Source organism: Thermodesulfobacteriota bacterium, from assembly GCA_035325995.1.
In the GTDB taxonomy this organism is placed as follows: Bacteria; Desulfobacterota_D; UBA1144; order Nemesobacterales; family UBA2774; genus JADLGH01.
Window position 1 is genome coordinate 137374 of sequence record DAOKYU010000001.1, and the last position, 17552, is coordinate 154925.

Annotated in this window: 19 protein-coding genes; 8 read left to right on the top strand and 11 right to left on the bottom strand. The window is 58.3% G+C overall.

Annotated elements, in window-relative coordinates:
* Positions 1-34: 34 nt before the first annotated feature.
* Complete coding sequence (locus PKC29_00625) at positions 35-1504, top strand: multicopper oxidase family protein (GenBank protein HML93916.1); 1470 nt, start codon at positions 35-37, stop codon at positions 1502-1504.
* 18 nt (positions 1505-1522) lie between these two features.
* Here the strand turns inward: PKC29_00625 and obgE are convergent, their stop codons facing one another.
* Positions 1523-2578, bottom strand: coding sequence for a GTPase ObgE (obgE, locus tag PKC29_00630; GenBank protein ID HML93917.1), 1056 nt, complete (start codon positions 2576-2578; stop codon positions 1523-1525).
* A gap of 184 nt (positions 2579-2762) precedes the next feature.
* Between obgE and PKC29_00635 the strand changes: the two genes are divergently transcribed.
* From PKC29_00635 to PKC29_00645, 3 genes are read left to right on the top strand one after another with little or no spacing between them, the layout of a single operon-like run.
* Positions 2763-3572: a DUF2470 domain-containing protein gene (locus PKC29_00635; GenBank protein ID HML93918.1), complete on the top strand. Its 810-nt coding sequence runs from the start codon at positions 2763-2765 to the stop codon at positions 3570-3572.
* Positions 3565-4518 carry an FAD-dependent oxidoreductase gene (locus tag PKC29_00640; protein HML93919.1) on the top strand — a complete coding sequence of 318 codons (954 nt, stop codon included), beginning with the start codon at positions 3565-3567 and terminating at the stop codon, positions 4516-4518. The genes PKC29_00635 and PKC29_00640 overlap by 8 nt, the downstream gene beginning before the upstream one ends.
* A 32-nt stretch (positions 4519-4550) precedes the next feature.
* The gene (locus PKC29_00645) at positions 4551-5459 is read left to right on the top strand and encodes an LLM class F420-dependent oxidoreductase (GenBank protein ID HML93920.1); all 909 of its coding nucleotides are present in this window, start codon (positions 4551-4553) and stop codon (positions 5457-5459) included.
* 11 nt (positions 5460-5470) lie between these two features.
* Here the strand turns inward: PKC29_00645 and PKC29_00650 are convergent, their stop codons facing one another.
* The 5 genes from PKC29_00650 to PKC29_00670 form a co-directional block, all read right to left on the bottom strand.
* A complete protein-coding gene (locus PKC29_00650; GenBank protein HML93921.1) occupies positions 5471-5899 on the bottom strand; it encodes a hypothetical protein in 429 nt (142 codons plus the stop codon).
* A gap of 69 nt (positions 5900-5968) precedes the next feature.
* On the bottom strand, positions 5969-6637 hold the full coding sequence (locus PKC29_00655; GenBank protein ID HML93922.1) for a tetratricopeptide repeat protein: 669 nt from the start codon (positions 6635-6637) through the stop codon (positions 5969-5971).
* Complete coding sequence (locus tag PKC29_00660; protein HML93923.1) at positions 6634-7458, bottom strand: DUF1460 domain-containing protein; 825 nt, start codon at positions 7456-7458, stop codon at positions 6634-6636. Before PKC29_00660 ends, PKC29_00655 begins: the two co-directional genes overlap by 4 nt.
* A 47-nt stretch (positions 7459-7505) precedes the next feature.
* The gene (locus tag PKC29_00665) at positions 7506-7874 is read right to left on the bottom strand and encodes a VOC family protein (GenBank protein HML93924.1); all 369 of its coding nucleotides are present in this window, start codon (positions 7872-7874) and stop codon (positions 7506-7508) included.
* Between the two features lie 40 nt (positions 7875-7914).
* Positions 7915-9135: a prolyl oligopeptidase family serine peptidase gene (locus PKC29_00670; protein HML93925.1), complete on the bottom strand. Its 1221-nt coding sequence runs from the start codon at positions 9133-9135 to the stop codon at positions 7915-7917.
* Between the two features lie 165 nt (positions 9136-9300).
* On the opposite strand from PKC29_00670, the gene PKC29_00675 reads away from it, so the two are divergent.
* Positions 9301-9642, top strand: a complete 342-nt coding sequence (locus PKC29_00675; GenBank protein HML93926.1) for a spore germination protein GerW family protein — start codon at positions 9301-9303, stop codon at positions 9640-9642.
* A 7-nt stretch (positions 9643-9649) separates the two neighbouring features.
* On the opposite strand, the gene PKC29_00680 is transcribed toward PKC29_00675, so the two are convergent.
* From PKC29_00680 to hemE, 3 genes are all read right to left on the bottom strand, one after another.
* On the bottom strand, positions 9650-10084 hold the full coding sequence (locus PKC29_00680) for a secondary thiamine-phosphate synthase enzyme YjbQ (GenBank protein ID HML93927.1): 435 nt from the start codon (positions 10082-10084) through the stop codon (positions 9650-9652).
* A 101-nt stretch (positions 10085-10185) separates the two neighbouring features.
* Positions 10186-11118, bottom strand: coding sequence for a ferrochelatase (gene hemH / locus PKC29_00685; GenBank protein ID HML93928.1), 933 nt, complete (start codon positions 11116-11118; stop codon positions 10186-10188).
* Between the two features lie 35 nt (positions 11119-11153).
* Complete coding sequence (gene hemE, locus PKC29_00690) at positions 11154-13109, bottom strand: uroporphyrinogen decarboxylase (protein HML93929.1); 1956 nt, start codon at positions 13107-13109, stop codon at positions 11154-11156.
* A gap of 155 nt (positions 13110-13264) precedes the next feature.
* On the opposite strand from hemE, the gene PKC29_00695 reads away from it, so the two are divergent.
* Together PKC29_00695 and lysA are read left to right on the top strand one after the other, a co-directional pair.
* The gene (locus tag PKC29_00695; protein ID HML93930.1) at positions 13265-13858 is read left to right on the top strand and encodes a 2-hydroxychromene-2-carboxylate isomerase; all 594 of its coding nucleotides are present in this window, start codon (positions 13265-13267) and stop codon (positions 13856-13858) included.
* 110 nt (positions 13859-13968) lie between these two features.
* The gene (gene lysA / locus PKC29_00700) at positions 13969-15216 is read left to right on the top strand and encodes a diaminopimelate decarboxylase (protein HML93931.1); all 1248 of its coding nucleotides are present in this window, start codon (positions 13969-13971) and stop codon (positions 15214-15216) included.
* 193 nt (positions 15217-15409) lie between these two features.
* Here the strand turns inward: lysA and PKC29_00705 are convergent, their stop codons facing one another.
* Positions 15410-15661, bottom strand: coding sequence for a DNA-binding protein (locus PKC29_00705; protein ID HML93932.1), 252 nt, complete (start codon positions 15659-15661; stop codon positions 15410-15412).
* Between the two features lie 162 nt (positions 15662-15823).
* Between PKC29_00705 and PKC29_00710 the strand changes: the two genes are divergently transcribed.
* Positions 15824-16873 carry an LLM class flavin-dependent oxidoreductase gene (locus PKC29_00710; protein HML93933.1) on the top strand — a complete coding sequence of 350 codons (1050 nt, stop codon included), beginning with the start codon at positions 15824-15826 and terminating at the stop codon, positions 16871-16873.
* An 18-nt stretch (positions 16874-16891) separates the two neighbouring features.
* Here PKC29_00710 and PKC29_00715 read toward each other — a convergent pair whose 3' ends face one another.
* On the bottom strand, positions 16892-17443 hold the full coding sequence (locus PKC29_00715; GenBank protein ID HML93934.1) for a hypothetical protein: 552 nt from the start codon (positions 17441-17443) through the stop codon (positions 16892-16894).
* Positions 17444-17552 lie beyond the last annotated feature (109 nt).

Sequence of the window (17552 nt, forward strand, 5' to 3'; positions counted from 1 at the left end):
GCAGATTATCGCGCGCGGCTTCCAGGGAGGATTCATGAAGGGACTATCTCGAATTATTGCCGGGGTTTCGCTTTTGGTTCTGGTCTCGGTTCTGTCGACGGGCGGGTGTGGCGATAACAAGAAGAAGCCCGACAGGGAAGAGTTCGTCAATCCCGTGATCATTCACAGCCGTGACGGCGTCATCGACGAAGTGTTCGACGTCATCTTCTCCGAAAACGAGGTAAACGGCAAGAGCTTCGTCAGCGCCACTTATAACGGCACATACGTTCCCCCGGTTCTCAGCGTGAACAGGGGCGACACCATACACCTCCGCGTGAACAACTCCATAGACCAGATGACGAACATGCACTATCACGGGATGAACGTAAGCCCGCTCAGTCCCTCGGACGATATATTCATCATGATAACGCCTTCGAGCAGCTTCGATTACACCGTTGACATCCCTGAAGATCATCCCGAGGGCATGTTCTATTATCATCCGCATCTTTACGGCCTTACGGAAGAGCAGATCATGGGCGGAATGTCGGGCGGCCTTCTCGTAAACGGCATGCTCGATCCGTTCCCCCAGCTCGACGGCATAAAGCAGCAGATCATGTATCTGAAGGACGTCCAGATAAAGAACGGCGAGTTCCCTCCCCCCGGCGGCATAGACCCGAGCGCGCCGACGAACTTCACGGTTAACGGGCAGACCAACCCCGTCCTCAGGATACGGCCCGGCGAGACGCAGTTCTGGACGCTCATGAACATCGGGGCCGATCTTTATTACGACCTCGAGCTCGAGGGGCACAGGTTCTACGAGATCGAGAGGGACGGCAACAGGCGGAACCGGACTGTCGAGTACGAAGACTTGCTCCTCCCGACCAGCTCCCGCGCCGGCGTTCTTGTGCAGGGGGGCGAGCCGGGAGTATACAGGCTTCGCGCCAGGAAGTTCAACACCGGCCCGCAGGGCGACCATTACGGCGGCGCCACGCTATTGACGATGATCGTCGAGGGCGATCCCGTGCTGGACCCGGTCGAGCTCCCGATTCCCGAAGCGGAATTCCCCGTCGTGGAAGACCTCTGCGAGATGCCCGTTCAAAGGGAGCGTGACATCGTATTCTCCGAAACGGCCGACGGCGATACGTTCTTTATTAACGGTAAGGAATTCGATCCGAGCCGCGTCGATACGGTCGTCGAGATCGGGGGCCTCGAAAGGTGGAGGGTTCAGAACACCTCCGGCGAGCTCCACGTTTTCCACATTCACCTGACCGACTTCCAGGTATGCGAGATAAACGGCGTCCCTCAGCCGTTCGTCGGCAGCCAGGATACGATTAACATCCCCTACGAGGGGCAGGACCCCGATTTCGAAGGGCCCGGTGAAGCGGTTATCGTGATTGATTTCAGGAATCCGGTAATCGAGGGCAAGGCGGTCTACCACTGCCACATAGGCGAGCACGAGGACAACGGCATGATGGCCGTTTTCCAGGCCTGCCTGCCGGGGACGTGCCCGCCCGAAGCGGAATAGGAGCCGGCGGCGGGGTGGTCATTCGATCTCCGGCCATTCTTCGGTTTCGATCTCGGGCGCTTCTTCGAGCTTGATCTCTTCGAGCCTCTTCCCGGTCTCGCGGACGAGCTCCTTAAGGCCTTCGCCCGTCGCTCCGGATATCGGGAATATAGGTATGTTCCTCTTTTCGAAGTATCCCCTTATCTCTTCGAGCTTTTCCCTCGACTCCGTTATGTCTATCTTGTTCGGCGCGACGATCTGGGGCTTTTCGTATAGCTCCGGGCTGTAGGATTTCAGCTCGTGGTTTAGCGTCTCGAAGTCGTCTACAGGGTCCCTTCCGGTCATGGGGGAGAGGTCGAGGACGTGTACGAGGAGCTTCGTTCTCTCGACGTGCCGGAGGAACTGCAGCCCGAGGCCCGCGCCCTCGTGCGCGCCCTCGATTATTCCCGGAATGTCGGCTACGACGAACGTCTTCCCGTCTACGTAGCTTACGACCCCCAGGTTGGGCACGAGCGTCGTGAACGGGTAGTCCGCGACCTTCGGGCGCGCCGCCGATATTCTCGAAATGAGCGTCGATTTCCCGGCGTTCGGGAACCCGATTATGCCCACGTCCGCCAGGAGCTTCAGCTCCAGGAGGAGCGTCCTTTCCTCCGGCTCGCCGCCGGGCTCGGCGTTCCTCGGGGCCTGGTTGGTCGAGGTGGCGAACCGTGCGTTGCCCTTACCGCCGCGCCCGCCGTTTGCGACGAGGAGCGTCTCGCCGTTTTTCGTGAGGTCGCCGATTATCTCGCCCGTCTCGAAATCCCTGATAATAGTTCCCGGCGGCACGGGGACGTATAGGTCCTCGCCGTTCTTCCCGTGCATGTCCTTGCCCTTGCCGTGCTCGCCGCGCTTTGCCCTGTAATGCTGCCTGTAGCGGTGGTCGAGGAGAGAGGCCATGTTCTCGTTCGCGATTACATAGACGTCGCCGCCGTCGCCGCCGTCGCCGCCGTTCGGCCCGCCGCGCGGGACGTACTTCTCCCTCCTGAAGCTCACGCACCCGTTGCCGCCCGCACCGGACCTCACGTAAATCTTTGCCTCGTCTATGAATTTGACCATGGGGATAATATTACACCGGCGGGGGGCAATACCAAGGAACCTGAGGTTCGGTTAGAGTATTTCATGGGAATGTGTACATTTAATCAGGTTGGGACTGTTAATACTGTCTTCACCTCACCTTTTCAAGGAGATTGAAAGTGCTCATAGGATCGAATTCGAATAATGGAGTCTGGACGGTGCCGGCATGACTAAAGCCTCGAGACAGCACGGCGACGGGGCGCCGTCAGGCGGAAGGCCGCCCGTCCCGGAGCCTTCCTTCGCCGAGCGCGTGAGGACCCTCGTCTACAGGAACCTCACCGGCACTCTATCCACCGTTTCGAAGAAGCATCCGGGCGTGCCGTTCGGCTCACTCATGCCTTACGGGCTCGACGAAAAGGGGAGGCCGACGTTTCTCATAAGCACGATGGCCGTCCACACTCACAATATCTCGAACGACCCGAGGGCGAGCCTCTTCGTGTCCCGGGCCGACGCCGGCGGCGAGCCGCTTAACGCGTCCCGCGTGACACTCATGGGGAGCGCGGGCAAGGTCCCCGACGCCGAGCTCGAAGGCGTAAGGGAGCGCTACCTTGCCCGGTACAGGAACGCATCCTACTGGGTCGATTTCGACGACTTCTCGTTTTACAGGCTCGAAATCGACGACGTATATTTCGTCGGCGGATTCGGGGCCATGGGCTGGGTGACTGTAGACGACTATTACTCCGCCGAGGCCGATCCGCTTTCGGATTCGGCCCGTGGCATCATAAAACACATGAACGAAGACCACGCCGCCGCGCTCGTATTGCTCGCGTCGGAGTATACGGGCGTCGAGGCGGACGAGGCCCTCATGACGTCCGTCGACAGGCTCGGGTTTCAGGTCCGGATCAAATCCGGCGAGGATGTCATGAGCAGGCGTATCGGGTTTTCGAGAGAGGCCCGGAGCCCCGAAGATGCGAGGAAGGTTCTGGTCGAGATGGTGAAGTCGGCCCGCGGTCACGAAGGAGGAGCTCATGAATAAGGCTCTCGTCGTCGGGGCCGGGGTCATAGGGCTTACGTCCGGTATCAGGCTCCTCGAAGAAGGATTCCAGGTGAGGATAATCGCGGCCTCGCTCCCCCCGGAGACGACGTCCAACGTCGCGCCCGCGTACTGGTATCCCTACAGGGTTTTCCCGGAGGGCAGGGTCCTCGCGTGGGCAACGGTTTCCTACAAAACGTATACCGCGCTGAGGAGCGTTCCCGGGACCGGCATCGACGCGTTCGAGCTACTTAAGCTATTCGACAGGCCGGCCGAAGAGCCCTTCTGGAAGCCCGCCGTAAAGTCGTACAGGCACGCACGTCCCGACGAGCTGCCCCCCGGATACATCGATGGGTTTGTCGTCGAGGTCCCGCGCATAGAGACGCCCGTGTACATGAGCTATCTCGTCGAGAGGTTTAAAAGATCGGGGGGCCGTATGGAAAAGCTCGAAACAGAGCTCGACTCGCTCGACGGGCTCGCGGCGGATGGCGAGATTCTCGTCAACTGCACCGGGCTCGGCTCGCGGAAGCTCTGCGGCGACGAAAATGTCTACCCGATAAGGGGGCAGCTCGTCAGGACTTCGAACCCGGGCCTGAAAAAGTGTCTCAGCGACGAGTCCGGCCCGCTCGCGCTGTCTTACATTGTGCCGCGCTACGGCGACTGCATACTCGGCGGCACGGCGGAGGAAAATAACTGGAGCCTCGACGTCAACCCTGAAACTGCGGCCGGGATTCTAAGGAAATGCGCGATACTCGAGCCGCGTATAAAAGACGCCGAGGTGCTCGGTCACGGCGTCGGGCTCAGGCCGGGGAGGACTGAGGTCTGTCTCGAAAAAGGCGTCACCCCCGGCGGGCGGCCCGTGATACACAACTACGGCCACGGCGGAGGCGGCTTTACGCTTTCTTGGGGGTGCGCCGAAGAGGTGGTCGAAATTGCGCGGGGCTTCTGAGGCCCGGCCACTACTTAAGCACGGAACACGATTTGAAATTCGGTATCTGTCTTCCCATACGTCTCGACGCCGACGCCGGGGCAAACGTCCGCATCGCCAAAAGGGCCGAGGAGCTCGGGTTCGACTCGGTGTGGGCGAGCGACCACGTCGTCATACCCGAGAAGCGCGCCGGGATATTCAGCGACCGGTTCCACGATCCGTTCATTCTCCTCTCTTCCATCGCCGCCGAAACATCGCGGATTATAGTCGGCACGAGCGTCGTGATACTTCCCTACAGGAATCCTCTCGTGACGGCCAAGATGGCGGCGACGCTCGACGTCCTGTCCCGGGGGAGGCTCGTATTCGGGGTAGGGCCCGGATGGATGAGGGAGGAATTCGAAGCCCTCGGCGTGCCGTTCGAATCACGCGGCAGGATGACGGATGAGTATATAGCGGCCATAGAGGAGCTCTGGCAATCGGAGCGCCCCGAGTTCCACGGCGAGTTCGTGGAATTCTCCGGCGTCGGATTCTACCCCAAGCCGGTCCGGGCGTCCGGCCCTCCGATATGGATCGCCGGGTCGAGCCGGCGCGCGCTCGGGAGGGCGGCCCTTCTGGGCGACGGCTGGCAGCCGACGGCGGTGAGCCCCGGGGACGTGCGCGCGGGGATGGACGAGATATTTAGAATCGCGGCTGATGCGGGGCGCGGTCTCGACGGCTTCGTTTTCTCTTTAAGGAACAGGCTCGGGTTCAGGGACGGCGCGGAAGCTCCAGGGCCTGGAACGGCGCGCTCCATGTTTACGCTTTCAGGCACGGTTTCGCGCATCCGCGATTACGTCGCGGAATATATGGGGGACGGTGTTTCGCACATGTTATTCGATCCCGACGCGGGCAATCTAGACGAATACCACCGTATTATGGAAACAGCGGCGGAAGAGATAATCCCCGATTTCAGGACAGGCTGACGGCGGTCCTTTTATACGGGTTTTATATCCGGCGAGCCCTTCGCGATTTCGAGCTGCAAGGCGTTCTCAAGCACGCTCACCCAGTATCTCCACCAGTAAGAGTTCTGTTTGTGCCCGCTCTTTTGAGTGTCCGCCCACGCTATAACCTGGGGCAGGCTGCCGTGAAACAGGAGCAGCTTCTCGGCGGCCTCTTTGGTCTCTTCGGGGTCGACGGGGATTTTATCGAGCTCTCCATCCACGCTGGATTTAATCTGGTCGATGTACTCCCCCATCTTGTCCGAGAGCTCCTTTATGCCGTCGCCGGGGGTGACGACGTCGCCTTCGATTTCCTCGGCCCTCTTGTTTATGAGGTCTACGAAATCGAGAATCCTGTCGAGGTTTGCTCTTGCCTTCATGCTCTCTTTGGAAAGGTCCGTTAACTCTTTTACCTTGTCGGTCATTGCAGCCTCCTTTGTGAAAACTAACGGGCAGCTATAAGAGTAGCATTTATTCGAAAATTTTTCACCCGGTCAGCGGACGAGCGGGCCGAGATCGGGGTCCGACAGGGCCTTGTCCATGAGCGCGGGGTCGAGCTCGACGGCGCGTGCGAGGTCCTCGGCGGCTTTGGCGGTTTCTCCCGACCCGGCGTATAGTCCGGCCCTGTTGTAGAGGGCTTCGGCATAATCGGGCTTGAGCTCCAGCGTTTTGTTATACGCCTTAAGCGCGCCGTTCGGTTTTGCGAGGTTATGTAGCGAGACGGCCTTGTTGTACCATGCCTCCACGTAATTTCCCTGGATCGCGATGGCCCTGTCGTACGCGGCGACCGCTTCGAGGTCCCTGTCGAGCCCGCTGAGCGCCGCGCCCTTATTGCACCACGCGACGGCGAAATCGGGCTTGAGCGCGACAGCCTTCTCGGCCGCCGCCAGCGATTCTTCGAGCCTGCCCAGCTTCCCGAGGGCGGAGGCCTTGTTGTTCCACGCCTCTGCGTATTCCGGGTTTATCCCGAGCGCCTTTTCGTAGGCGTCCAGCTCTTCGTCGGGCCGTTCCATGACGGAGTACGTGATCCCCTTGTTGTACCACGCCTCGGCGAAATCCGGCCTGAGCTCGATGGCCTTTCCCAGGACCGCGATCGCCTGCTCGAATTCGCCGTTATAGTAGTGGTCTACGGCCTCGAGTACGTATTCTTCCGGGGTCGTCAATTCGCGCCTTGCCTGACCGGCCTGTAAACGACCAGTCCCGGTTTGTTTTGCATGTATTCGGTGAGGTTCTCGTCTACGACTTTCATGTTGCTTTTTCTCGACGATGCATGTCTCAGGTATGCCGTATTCCCCTTCTTGACGATTATGCCCGTGTGCGAGACGTCGAGGCCGTCTATCTCCGTGAAGATGCCTGCGTAGTCGCCCGTCCGGAGGCTCGAAGTCACTTCGCCGTCTATTTCGGAAGACGGAATATAGTAGATAGTACGGTTTTTCACCGGTATGCCGGGCAGGTAAACAGTGCCGTCTTTTTTAAGGTTAAGGGATTTCGAAGCCGATCGGGTTTTGCCGCCGCCGATTTCGCGAGTCATGTCCTTCACCTTACCCGAATTGTTTATCGGCCAGTCCGAGAAAAAATGGTTCCTGTTCCGAAACGCCACGACTCCGTCCTTGTAGCGGATCTTCCTCAGGTTCTCCTCGAAATCCGGAAACGAGTCTGAAAGGCTCAGTGCCTCGACGTAATCGACGTACGTGAAGCAGTCCATACCTTCGAGGTCTATCGTGAAAACCTCGGGCGTATTCACACTGCCCGTGAGTGTGTCCGCGACGTAAGGCGTGCCCAGGAATTCCGCCGATATGAACCCGATCCGCTCCCCGATGCCGCCCGCCGAGGCGGATTCCGTCATCAGTGTCTCCAGGCCGGGCTCCGTCCATTTCCCGAGCTTTATTATCTCGTCTTCGCTCCCCGCTGCGCTCGAAACATGAAAGAAGGGCAGGGCCAGGAGAAACGTTAATAAACAGATATCCTTGATTTGGCTACACATGGTTTTTCTCATTTCAGTTCCGCGTTTCGTTTAAAGTATCCGCACTTTTATTCGGGGTCGTGGCAGACAGCTTCTATATTATAACCGTCGGGATCGAAGACGAAGGCGCCGTAATACGTCGGATGATACATCTCCCTTATGCCGGGAGGCCCGTTGTCCTTGCCTCCGGCCGATATTGCCGCATCGTAGAATTTCCTTACCTGCTCCCTGTTCCCGGCTTTGAACGCTACGTGTGCCGGACGTACGGTCCCGTCTCCGCGCCCGATCCAGAATTCAGGCTTGCCGTGAATTCCGAAACCGGCGACCCCTTCGAACTCCATAACAATTCCGTAGCCGAGCGGCGCGAGAGCTTTCAGGTAAAACTCTTTCGAAGCCTCGTAGTCCGAAACGCGTATGCCTATATGGTCGATGATCATTTTACGTTCCTCCTCGTACAGAATAGTACGAAGACAAATTTTATCCGAAAGCCTCGTCCAGCCAGTCGTAGGCTACGGCTGCGGCAAAGGACGGGTTCCCTACCTGGCAGTGCGTGTCCGCTCCTTCGAACTCCGTGAACTCGTATTCGGAAACCGGTCCGGATACGTTCTCGACGAACGTCTTGAATTGCGCCGCGGGCTCTCCGCCCTCTCCGGATCCTACAAGGGCCAGCGAAGGGCACTTTATATTCTTAATCGCCTCGCCGACCTTAAATTCCTTGATATAAATAAAGGCGTCCCTGAACGACGGCTGGCCGTATCTTATAATGAGGCTTTCTGCGCTGACCTTCTTTTCTCTCGGGAATACTTCATCCGGGATATTTGGTATGTCGGCCACGGTAAAATTCTGATCGTCCGGCAGCCCGGCAGGGTCAAACCCTGTAAACCCTACGAGATAGGCGTGGAGGTCGATGATCGGCGAGTTGGCTATGAGCGCCTTTATCCTCGGCTCGTGGGCCGCCGAGCGCGTGGCGAAATATCCGCCGAAGCTGATGCCCATGAGCGCCAGCCTGTCCATATCTATTTCGGGCCTGTCCTTTATGTAATCGATGACGGTCCCGGTTACGTTCTCGAAGTCGGGCTCGAAGTGGGTATTCGAGAAAAACCGGTACATGTCCATCTGGCCCGGGCCGGTGAAGTGTACCACGTTGTATCCGCGCTCGAGCGCCGGGTAGCCGTGCATTATGTACTCCTCTTCGAGGGTGCCGTCGAATCCGCTCACTATGAGAAGGGTCTTTCTCTTTATCGGCTCGGGGCCGGGGGACATAATGTAGACCGGGAGCTCGACGTTTTTATACGTCACCATCGCCTCTTCAAACGTATGCCACGCGTGATTCATCGCCTGCCCGAAGCAGTAGCGCGATTTCAGCCCGAGCTCCTTGTGAACGGGGTCGAGAGGGGGCGTGTAATACTCGGCGGCCCTGAAGGAGTTACAGGCCTTGAGGAACTGATCGCGCGCGCTTATCGTGTGCCCCCTGGTTGCGCGCTTGTGGGCGTCTTTCTGCTGCCATTCGCCGAGGCTCGAGAATTCGGCCGCCCAGCTCGCCGGGTCGCCGTCCGCAATGCGCGCCGCCGTGGAAAGGCTTTCGCCAGCCGAGGCCCCGCCGTAATACGTCGAGCCGAGCTGGCGCATGAGCTGAAAATCCATCTCCTTACTCGCAAACCCTTTGACTTCCGTTTTGCCGCGACTCAGTTCCGCCATGTGTCTTCCTCCATTCTGTAATTTTAGTGTCGGGGAATAATATACTGCCGGGAGGCGCGGCAACAAAGCGCCGATATCGAGCGTCTCTTCGGTGATTCCGAGGCCAACCGACCGGAATATCCAGTATCCTTAATAATAATAGAGTCTGACGGGAGGTAGATAATCATGGGACTTAAAGAAATCCTGGTGCCGATCGCGGAGAAGCTTCAATCGGGCGCGAACGTCAGGGCCGTTTACGGCGACCCCGTCGAGGCGCACGGGAAGACGATTATCCCGGTAGCGAAGGTAGCCTACGGATTCGGCGGCGGATTCGGGAAGAAGGACGGCGGCGACGGGGAACACGATAAGGACGAGGGCGGCGCGGGAGGCGGAGCCGCAGCAAGGCCCGTTGGCGTTATAGAGGTAAGCGAAGAGGGGACTCGCTACATTCCCATACACAGCGGGAAAAAGCTGGCCGGGATTCTGGCGCTCGGGTTTATAGCGGGGTATCTGATCGGGAGGAGGTAAGCGGCTGTTACTTACCCTTCCTCTCCCCGAAAATGGTTACTATGATCTTCCGCGGGCCGCCGTGGTCCCTGTGCTCGCAGAGATATATCCCCTGCCACGTGCCCATGTTGAACCTTCCGTCCCTTACCGGGACCGAAACCGAGCTTCCCAGCAGCGACGCCTTTATGTGAGCCGGCATGTCGTCCGGCCCTTCCAGCGTGTGCCTGTAATACGGCGCGTTCTCGGGGACGTATTTGTTGAAGTGCGATTCGAAATCCACCCTTACGTCGGGCGAGGCATTCTCGTTGATCGTCAGCGAAGCGGACGTGTGGCATATGAATACGTGCGCGACGCCGACCGCGAACTCCGCAAGCTCCGGAATATGCACCGCGATCTCCCTCGTCACCAGATGAAACCCCCGGCCCTTCGGCTGGAGCGTAAATTCCTTCTGTATACAGTTCATCGGAATGCCCCCGGTAATTTAATGTTTGTCTCTAAGGCGACCGCTACACGCCGAGGGGTTGTGAGTGTTTTTTCTCCGCCGATCGGGGCGTCCTGCCCCACTCAGGCGCGGCCGTTTAAAACGCCCTCCACGGCTTCGGTCAAGGCGCTTATGAATTTCGGATCGTCGTTGACGGTCTTCGCGCGTAAGAGATTTATCCCGGCCTCGTCCGCCGCCTCTTTCGCCTCGACGCCTATGTCGAAGAGGACTTCTACGTGATCGCAGAGGAATCCTATCGGCTGGACGATTACGTTCTTCACCCCTTCCTTCGCGAGCTCGCGAATAACGTCGCAAACGTCGGGCTCCAGCCACGGGTCCTGCGGTCGGCCGCTCCGGCTCTGATAGACGAGCCTCCATTTGCCGTGCCCGAGCCTCTCCGATACGAGCCTGGCGGTCTCGGTGAGCTGCTCGACGTAGGGCGAGCTCTCGGCCATCGGGGCCGGTATGCTGTGCGCCGAATAGAGAATCATCGTCTCGTCCCTTTCGGCTTCGGGTATTGCGGCGAGGCATTCGGCGGCCCTGTCGGCGGAGTCTTCGATGAAAAGCGGATGGTCGAAAAGGGGAGGGGCGTAAACGAATTCCATGTTCGCCCCGGCCGCCGCGAGCGCTTCCTCGACGTCCTTCTGATATCTCTCCCAGCTCGCGTCGCATTGATGGGCGGCCATTATCATACCGACTGCCTTCCTGACGCCCTTCTCCGACATCTCCTTTATCGTATCGACGATAAACGGATTCCAGTTCCTCATCCCGACGTATACCGGGAGGGCGCTGCCGTTTCCGGCGAGCGCGGCTTCGAGCGCCCGGGCCTGTTTATACGTGTATTCGTTAAGCGGCGATCTCCCGCCTATGAGCTCGTAATGGTGGGCTACCTCTTCGAGGCGCTCTTCGGGTATCGGCCTCCCCTTGGCTACCCGCCTGAGAAACGGCCTTATCTCTTCCGGGGCCTCGGGGCCGCCGTATCCTATGAGAAGCACAGCGTCAAAATCGTGATTCATAAATTTCTCCCTCGAGTCGCACAGGGCCTGAAAGGTTATTTCCCGGACGAAAATTCGTGCACGGCGTCTACCAGCGCGAGCACGTTGTCGACGGGCGTACGCGGCAATATGCCGTGCCCGAGATTGAATAAGTGGCCGGGCCTGCCCCCGGCCTTGTCGAGAATGACCTTGGCCCTCTTTCGTATTTCCGCCTGCGGGGCGAACAGGACGACGGGGTCGAGATTCCCCTGCACCGCCACGTCGTATCCGACCCTCTTCCAGGCCTCGCCCAGGTCCACCCTCCAGTCAAAGCCGATCACCCGGCTTCCCGATTCCTTCATCAATTCGAGAAGCGCTCCCGTTCCCGTGCCGAAGTGTATGACGGGCACGTTTTTCGTTATGGAGCGAATGAGCTTCTTCATGTGGGGGAGGACGAAGTCTTTATAGTCGTCCTTTGACAGGCATCCGACCCAGCTGTCGAAGAGCTGAACGGCGTCGGCGCCCGCCTTTATCTGGGCGTTCAGGTGCGCGGCGGTCGCCGCCGTAAGCTTCTCCATGAGCGTATGCCACGCGCCCGGGTCCTTATACATGAGTCCCTTCGTGTTCTCGTAATTCCGCGACCCGCCGCCCTCGATAGCGTAGGACGCGATGGTGAAGGGGGCCCCCGCGAATCCTATGAGCGCCTTTTCGGGGTCGAGCGCGCGGCGCGTAATCGACACGGCCTCGTATACGAATTCGAGGCTCTCGGCGTCGAAGTCCGAAAGCCCGTCTACGGCCTTTCCGGAGCGTACGGGCTTCAGTATCTTCGGCCCGTCGCCCTTCGAGAATTCGAGCCCCACGCCGAGCGGCTCCAGTATTACCAATATGTCCGAGAATATTATCGCCGCGTCCACCCCGAGACGGTCGACGGCGCTCAGCGTCACCTCTGCCGCGAGCTCGGGGGTTTTGCACAGCTCTAGGAACGACACCCTCGAGCGGAGCTCCCTGTACTCCCTCATGAATCTCCCTGCCTGGCGCATCAGCCAGACGGGGGTGTAATCCGTCTTTTCCCTTCTGCATGCCTTCATGAATACGGAATTCCGGGAGGCCTCTTTACGCAGCTTGTCGAAATCCTTTTCCCATACCATCTCGACGCGATGCCAGTTACTCGTATCGATGCCGTTCTCGTGCGCGATCCTTTTTTTCCTTAGGAGCTCGCCGCCCGTCCTCGCCATCTCGCGAATGAGGTTCCCCATCTTCGGGCTGTCGGGCTCGTAATCCGGCGAAAGGCCGAACCTCGTGAGCGCCTCGGTCGTCGTCGGCCCTATGGAGCCTATGGCGACGTTCCTGAAGCCTTCCTTAAGGCGCTCCGTCAGCCCTTCGTCGTCGGCTACCTTGAAGAGGTTATAAATCTGCTGCGAGCTCGTGAAGAGCGATATGTCTTCCTTCTTTTCGGTTATGGCCTTTATCGCCTCGCGAAGGGGCGCGGTATCCTCGGGTAGGTCCCACCTGTAAACCGGCACCGGGGTCACTTTAGCCCCACGGTTCCTTAGCGCTTCGAGAAAGTCGTCGTTCGATATGCCGTACTCCTGAACAGCCACCCTCTTCCCCTTGAGCTCGATCTCGCCGTCGAGCGTGCCGAGAACGTCCCGCCACGTGTTGGGCTCGGGGACGGTTATGTCGGGGGATATCTCCATCTCGCGGAGCGCCGCAACGGGCTTCGGCCCGCGCGCGACGACGGTCGTCTTCCTGAGCGCATCGATGAATTCGTCCCGGGGGTATTTCGTCGTCACGGCTTCCGTGAGGGCCCTCGCCCCGACCCCGGTCATGAATATCACGATGTCGAACTTCCCGTCGATGAGACTCTTCGCGAACCTGAGCGCCTCGGCGGATTTTGCGAGAGGGACTTCGCGCATCGACGGCGCTATGCGGGGGACGCCGCCGTGATAGAGAATGAGCTTCTCTATTTCCTTCGCGCGCCTGCTTTCGAATGCGGTGACCCGGAGGCCGTTGAATGTAAAATTGCTGGTCATTTTAGCCGGTTATAATTATATACGTGAGTTTATCACAAGGGTGTGACGGGTCAATCGGGGAGAGCGCCGGGAATGCGCCTCACGGGCCGCGAGCTTGATATCGAACGCGGCATTTCTTATAATCCACCTGAGAAACATCTTCAGGGAGAGCGCAAATGCCGAAGAAGGTCGAGTTCTATTACGATTTCAGCAGCCCCTATACATACATCGCCTCGGCCAGGATCGAGAAGGTATGCGAGGACAACGGGGCCGAGCTCGAATGGAAGCCGTTTCTTCTCGGCGGTGTTTTCAACGAGACGGGCGTCAAGCCCGCGCTCCAGATCGAAAACAAGATCGCTTACCTCAAGAAGGACCTCGACGACACTGCTCGCTATTACGGAGTCGAATTCACATTCCCGGAGCACTTTCCGCTCATAAGCGTAAAGCCGATGCGCGGGGCATTCGCCGCCTCCGAGAAAGGACTCCTCGTCCCGTATAACCACCACCTCTTCAGGCTCTACTGGACCGAGGGAAAGGACCTCAGCCGGGACGATATACTGAGGGCGGCGGTGGAGGAAGCCGGGATCGACCCCGACTGGTTCATGGCCAGGATCGTCGAGCAGGAGATAAAAGACAGGCTCAAGGACGAAACGTCGCGGGCGGCTGCGCGCGGGGCCTTCGGGGCGCCTACGGTGTTCGTCGACGACAAGATGTTCTGGGGAAACGACAGGCTCGATTATCTCGACAAATACCTTAAAGGGCAGCTTTAAACCCCGTCCGGGGCCACTTCGGACAGCGGCGTCCGTATGGGCCGTTTCTGTTTTCATTTAGGTTATTTCGTGTAAATTGTTTCCAGTAAAATTTCGGGAGAATCCTTTTTATGAGCGAGGCATTCCATTATAGGGACGGCGAATTTTACGCCGAGGAAGTACCACTATCGAAGATCGCGGATTCCGTCGGCACCCCGTGCTACGTCTACAGCTACGCGGCCCTCAAGAACGCGTTTACGGGCTACAGGAACGCTTTCTCGGACGTCGCCACGCTTATATGCTACTCGGTAAAGGCCAACTCCAACCTCGCCATACTTAAGTCTTTCGCCGGCCTCGGCTCGGGATTCGACATCGTATCGCTCGGAGAGCTTATACGCGTGAAGAGGGCGGGGGGAGACACGTCGAAGGTCGTCTTCTCCGGCGTCGGAAAAACGGCCGAGGAGATGAAGGCCGCGCTCGAAGCGGGGATACTCTTCTTCAACGTCGAGTCCGTCGAGGAGCTTGGTCTTCTTAACGAAGTCGCCTCGGGGCTCGGGAAAAAGGCCCCGGTCGCCCTTCGCGTGAACCCGGATATCGACCCCAGGACCCATCCCTACATCTCGACGGGCTTTAAGAAGAGCAAGTTCGGGATCGAGATAGGAAAGGCCACCGAAGTCTACAGAGAAGCCAGCGCCATGAAAGGCATCGACGTCGTCGCGATCGACGCGCACATAGGCTCCCAGATTTTCGATCTCTCCCCGTTTACCGATTCACTTAAGAAGCTCGTCGCCCTTGCAGACGACCTCTCGGCCTCGGGGATCAAAATCGAATACATCGACATCGGCGGGGGGCTCGGCATCAGCTACGAGAAGGGCGAGACCCCTCCGAAGCCCGCCGAATACGCCGCCGTCATCAAATCCGTCCTTGCGGGAAAACCGTACAAGCTCGTCCTCGAGCCGGGCAGGTCACTCATGGGTAACTCGGGCCTTCTCATGACGAGGGTGATATACCTCAAGGAAGGGACTGCCAAGAAGTTCGTCATAGTGGACGCCGCGATGAACGACCTTATACGCCCCGCGTTCTACGATTCGTATCACGAGATCCTGACCGTAAAGGAATCCGGCGAACCCGAGGGGCCGGTAGACGTTGTCGGGCCGATATGCGAGTCGGGAGACTTTCTCGCGAAGGACAGGCCCTTTCCCGCCGTCGGAATGGGGGACCTCCTCGCCGTCATGAGCGCAGGCGCATACGGGTTCGTGATGTCTTCCAACTACAACACGCGCCCGCGCGCGGCCGAGGTGCTGGTAAACGGCGGCTCGTTCACCGTGGTCAGAAAACGCGAAACGTACGACGACCTGCTCAAGGCGGAAACCGCCTGACGCGCCGTCTAAACCGCATTTCGTCTTCCTTATGTGGAATGAGTATATGACCTGCCTGAACGGGCTTTAACGCTCGCCTGCAGGGTTCCGGGAACGCCCGTTTACAAACGGGCGCTCGATATGCTTCGCTTCTGATTTACGGTGTTGCGCCCACTGCGGGCGGGCCGGCGATTTGCTTACAATCCGCGTGTGCTCAGGAAACGGTTCCGGGCGATTCGATCAGCTTCTCGGCTTCTTCTATCACTTCCCCGAGCCTTTCCTTGAAAAGACTGATTCCGCCGAGAGGAATAACTATGCAGGATCTGCCGCCGCTGAGCTCCGTGATCCTGAGATACTTACCCTTGTGATTTTCTTTCACGTCGAAGAAAAATCTCTTCGATTCGATGTCTACGTGTTTGCTGGTATGCTCTTTCTCGAGTTTATCAAGTCTTTCAAGTCTCTCCATTTCCTGAATACCTCCGCCTCTTTCAACTTGTATGGTTGAATTGTATTTTGGATCGTGTTGGGTACGAAATAATAACCCTTTGATTTCTAAAAATCAAGAAATTCATCAAAATGGATTGTGTATAATTCAGTGAATCCGATTAACGCTTGCGGAGGTAAAGAGATGGGAAAGAAAATCAGGTTCGGCATCACTGCGCCGGTCCCCGGAGAGTCGGTCGAGGGGCTTATAAAATTCGCAGCCGACGCCGAGGACGCCGGTTTCGACACGGTATGGTTTCCGGACCACGTAGTCTTCATGGCGAAGCGGCTCACACCCGAAGTGTGGTCGGTGATCACGGCCGCTTCGATGAAAACTGACAGCGTAATCATGGGCACTGTCGGCGATTCCCACCGCATGCATCCAGCGGTGTTCGCGCACCGTCTCGCAACGGTGGACCACGTTTCGAACGGCAGGATTTTCGTCTGCGTCGGCTACGGCGAGAAGATGAATCTCGACCCCTACGGCATCGAGTGGAACAAGCCGCTGACCAGGGTCGTGGAATCGATCAGGATCATGCGCGCTCTCTGGAAGGGCGAGCCGGTGGATTTCGATGGAGAGATTTACGGCATGAGCCAGGCCGAGCTCCGCATACAGCCCGTCCGCGCCGACCGCATCCCGATATACGTCGCTGCGACCGGCCCGCGCGCGCTAAGGGTAGCCGGCGAGTACGGCGACGGCTGGGTTACGAACGCCATGCCGCCGTCCCTTTTCGCCCGAAAGCTGGAAACGGTTCTCGAAGGCGCGGCGGAGCGTGACGCGTGCCTCGGCGACATCGAGAAGACGATCTACATGTTCACGTCCATAGCGGAGAACGTCGATGAGGCCTACAAGTCGCTCGAGCCCGTGAAGCACGCCCTCATATGGCCCGAGCTCCTGTCGCAGGCGGGGTACGACATCCGGATCGACGAGGAATACCGGGGACTCGAATACACGAAGATAATGCCGGGCGACCAGGACATGCTGAGGAAGTTCAGGGAGATGGGCGAGAAGTATTATTCGCGCGACATTGTGCTCGACTTCGTAGCCGCGGGCTCGAAGGCCGACGTCAGAAGGAGGCTCGAAGAGTACGTCGATGCGGGCGTCGAGCACTTCATCTTCAGGGACTTCAGCCCCGACAGGGAAAAATCGTTCACGGTCCTTTCGAAGGATATAGCGGGATATTTCAGGGGTTAGGCGGGCGCCGGCCTCGGCTCAGTGCTCCATGCGCGAAATCTGGAGCGCGAAATTGGAGAACGGATCGGCCGACATCTCGGGGCCGAAGTAGACCTTTCTCATGTAGTCGAGCGCGCCGGAATAAAACTCGAACTCCCTCGCGAGCCTGCTGAACATTATCGGGTTTCCTTCGCCTCTTTCGAGGTCGAGGATGGAAACCACCGAATACGACTTCATCCCCTCGCTCATGTAATACGAAAGATACGATCCCCGGTTGACGTAGTCACGGAAAATGCCGCTCATGAAGAGCGAGAAGTCGCCCATGTATTTCCTTACCTCTCTCTGGTAGCCGCTGTTCTCCGGCGGGACCTTCCGGCTCTCTATAAGCATGTCTACTATCGTGCTCATCTTCTTCCCGTCGGCGTCGGTGAGCTTGTAGAGGCTTTCGGAGCGGGCGAACTCCGTCAGCATTTCGGTGAGGTATTCGGCCGCTTCCCTGTCCTTTTCTTTTCCGAGGTCAAAGAAGCTCATGTTTACGAGATTGCTGAAATATGACCTTATGGATACGGTGTCTATCTTATCTCGGGTCATGGCGAATTCGCACGAAATATTCTAACAAAGTATAATACAAACTTTAGCAAACGACCCGGCGGTGTGTCAACTCGGTTTTCCGTATGCGCCGCCGAAATATCTTCCGGCC